The sequence below is a fragment of the Bacillota bacterium genome, assembly GCA_024655925.1.
Lineage (GTDB): Bacteria > Bacillota > DTU025 > DTU025 > JANLFS01 > JANLFS01.
Genome location: JANLFS010000052.1, coordinates 11,398 through 13,979, shown reverse-complemented (window position 1 = coordinate 13,979; position 2,582 = coordinate 11,398). Strand labels below are relative to the sequence as shown.

The 2,582-nt window shown below is 61.3% G+C and carries 4 protein-coding genes; all 4 read right to left on the bottom strand.

The window, feature by feature from the left end:
• Window positions 1-506: hypothetical protein (locus tag NUW23_09335; GenBank protein ID MCR4426374.1), on the bottom strand; the 506-nt coding region annotated here is incomplete at its 3' end.
• 14 nt (window positions 507-520) lie between these two features.
• Window positions 521-1,372 (bottom strand): sulfide/dihydroorotate dehydrogenase-like FAD/NAD-binding protein, encoded by an 852-nt coding sequence (locus tag NUW23_09330; protein ID MCR4426373.1) that lies wholly within the window; start codon window positions 1,370-1,372, stop codon window positions 521-523.
• Window positions 1,373-1,614: 242 nt separating this feature from the next.
• Window positions 1,615-2,139 (bottom strand): NapC/NirT family cytochrome c, encoded by a 525-nt coding sequence (locus NUW23_09325; GenBank protein MCR4426372.1) that lies wholly within the window; start codon window positions 2,137-2,139, stop codon window positions 1,615-1,617.
• Between the two features lie 33 nt (window positions 2,140-2,172).
• A partial coding sequence (locus NUW23_09320; protein MCR4426371.1) for a redox-sensing transcriptional repressor Rex occupies window positions 2,173-2,582 on the bottom strand: 410 nt, incomplete at its 5' end.

Below are 2,582 nucleotides of genomic sequence, written 5' to 3'. Positions count from 1 at the left end.
CCGGACCCTATTACGGCCACCTTGGGAGCATTCGAGCTGGACGGGGGACGTGCGGTGACAGGACGGTGGGCCAGGGAAGATGTGGAAGCGGAGGGGTGCGCGTCGCAGCACCCGACGCCCCCGCAACACCCAGTGTCGTCGGGGCGTCCAGCGTGCGCCCGGCTCCAGTCGGCGACGAACCGCTCGAGTGCGCCTATGGCCACGGGCTTGAACTTCCGCCCCAAGGTGCATACCTGTTCGCACTGGGTCTCCTGGGGGCATACGCGCCCGCAGATTGCCGGGAGGCTGTTCTTCTCCTTTACCTTGGCCGCGGCCTCATCGAACTTGCCTTCGGCAGTCAATGCGAGGAACGCAGGGATGTCCACCTCAACAGGGCACCCGGTGACACACGGACTGTTCTTGCATTGGATACACCTGCCCGCCTCGCGCACCGCAGCTTCGGAGTCGAGGCCAAGGGCAACCTCGTTGAAGTTCTTTCGCCTGACCTCAGGCGACTGCTTCGGCATCTTCGCCCTCTCGACTATCTCCCGTGGCACTGGCACGCACCCCTTTCAGCCTCGAACCGGTCACGCGCCACTTTCTCTTTGGCGCAGAAGAAACTCTGGCGGGCGATGAGCTCATCGAAATCCACCTTGTGCCCGTCGAACTCCGGGCCGTCCACGCAGGAGAACTTGACCTCCCCGTCGACTGTGACCCGGCAGCATCCACACATCCCCGTCCCGTCCACCATGATTGCGTTCAGGCTGACCGTGGTGGGGATGTCATACTTGCGAGCGACGTTCGCAGTCGCCTGCATCATCCTAACCGGCCCGATGGCGATGACTTCGTTCACCGTCCGGCCGGACTTGATCAGTTCTTCAAGTGCCCCTGATACGAACCCGTGGTACCCGAGACTGCCGTCGTCGGTGGCGTAGATCACTTCGTGGCTGCCTGCCTCGACTTCATCTGTGAGAATGAGCAGGTTTCGGGTGCGGGCCCCGACTATAGTTATGACGTGGTTCCCGATCTCCCGGTGGGCGCGGATCTGAGGGAGGATTGGAGCGACTCCGATCCCGCCGGCAACCGCCACAACCGTGCCGACCTTCTCGATCCTGGTCGGAGTCCCGAGAGGCCCCACCACGTCGGTGAAGGAGTCACCAGCCCGAAGCAGGCCCATTTCTGCAGTGCTCTTCCCGATCTCCTGTACCACCAGAATGATGGTCCCCTTCTCAGCATCGTGCGAGACTATGGTAAGTGGGATCCTCTCGCCTTTCGACGTTGTGCGGACGATCACAAAGTTCCCCGGACGTGCCCGCCTCGCGACAAGCGGAGCCTCCACCTCAAAACGGTGAACCCCAGGCGCGAGGAGGTTTTTGTCAACAATTCTGAACATCCAGTCACCCCCACAAATTCGAGCCACTCGGGTAATGTGCGATCAGTGCAGTGCGTTCACCGGCGGGTACGCCGGCGAGGGCAAGAATCCTTGGCTAAGACCGAAAACACGCACAGAAAGCCCCGGAAACTCGACTGAGTTCCGGAGTCTATGATACCTTTTGAGGGGGTGGGGGTCAACCAGGCATGGCAACCGCCGCCCAGGCTTCGACTCCTGAGCGGCGGCGGGATGCGAATGTGGCATCACCATTTGTGGCACTTCGAGCACAGATCGTAGTCGTCGATCTCCTCGGCGTGGCACATGTCACATGTATCGTGAGTTATAGTCGTCGGAGGGCCACCGTCCTCGCCGTGTATCTGACCGCCGTGGCATGAGCTGCAATCCAGCCCGATCGCGTCATGCACGGCATGGGAGACCTTGACCGTCTCAGACTCCTTGATGGACTTTGCCTGCGGGTGACACCCCATGCAGAACTCGTCCCCGGTCTCCACGTCGAAGGTAGTGGCACCGCCAGCTCTCTCCGCCCGGATCATCCTGACCAGGTCGGCCTTGCCTCTGGCCCATCCTACGACACCCGGACCTGTGTGGCATCCCACGCACTCCACGCTCGCGTGGTTAGAAGCCTGCCAGGACTCGTAGTAAGGTGCCATAGAATGGCAGGACCCACAGTAGCCGGACCTTTCGTAGTTCCTTGAAGCTGCAGCGACCCCTGCTATCACCAACACTATGAAGACGAGCGCGACCGCCTGAATCTTGCCGTTCGACACAGTTCCGGACCCCCTTCAACTGTCAGGACCCACTCATTCAGTATAAAACGCCAGGCTCTGCAACTCCAGTGTCAAATCGGTGGAGTGTACTCTGACTTCCGGCGGCAGCGCCAACTTCGCGGGCGCAAAGTTCAGGATAGCTCGCACTCCCGCAAGGGCGCATTCCGATGCCACTGCCTGGGCGTGCTGGGCTGGCACTGCGATGACCATAATCTTGAGGCTGAGTTCCCGAATCTTCGTCCTGAGCTCGTCCACGTGGAAGATGGGAATGCCCACGTACTCCCCTCCCACCTTGGAAGGGTCAACATCGAATATGGCAGTGATCCTGAGCCTATCGGGGGCGGCCCTCATCCGCGCACCAGCCTCGGTGTGCTGCTCGATATTGTACCTGGCGAGGGCCTGCCCCAGCTTGCCCAGGTCCACATCGGCCTCGTGGGCCTGGG

What these genes read in the sequence shown, in the direction of transcription:
- NUW23_09330 (MCR4426373.1), bottom strand. Translation starts at nt 1,372, where the DNA reads ATGTTCAGAATTGTTGACAAAAACCTCCTCGCGCCTGGGGTTCACCGT.